This window comes from Ruegeria sp. AI3 (genome assembly GCF_056541245.1).
Genome location: NZ_JBQFYA010000099.1, coordinates 1 through 543, shown reverse-complemented (window position 1 = coordinate 543; position 543 = coordinate 1). Strand labels below are relative to the sequence as shown.

1 protein-coding gene is annotated in these 543 nt (G+C 57.6%); it reads right to left on the bottom strand.

The features are described from left to right. Positions 1-354 (bottom strand): hypothetical protein (locus tag ACRZ95_RS23250; protein ID WP_480555778.1); only part of this gene is annotated, 354 nt, incomplete at its 3' end. Positions 355-543: the final 189 nt, after the last annotated feature.

Sequence of the window (543 nt, the reverse complement as noted above, 5' to 3'; positions counted from 1 at the left end):
AAGATCCGCGTGAGAGCGCCAGAAGCAGTATAGACCCACCAGCGCCGCCGCTCCTCCCAACAAGAATTGACCTGGTAGGGCTGAATAGGCCGCAAAATCAAACAACGGTGTCGCCAGTGCGATCAGCGGCAGGAATATCATCCCAACGGCCACTGACGCGGTCAGCAGCCGCTCACGCCGTGCATCCCGCTCCTGCTGCACTTGAAGGGGCACAGAGTCCGTAAGGTAAATGCGAATAGTGTACCAGGCCGCCACAAGCCCGATGACGACCACCGTCTCATACGGAGCGCCGCGCCAAATCGCTGCGATGGTGACCATAATCAAGATGGCATATGGGATGAGTTTACCGACCATATTCGTCCTCTTTCTCGGGTTGGGAGAAGCTGGCGATCTTTCTGCTGGCCGATTATGCAAATGTAGGTCAGGTGCGAGGCGCTCTCAACTGTTTCGACCCAAAGGAGGCGGGCGTCCTGTCGCAGGTCGAGATCGAAACACATGTGGGAGGGTTCCTTGTCAAAACACGGCTCACCCCCGCGAACTGGC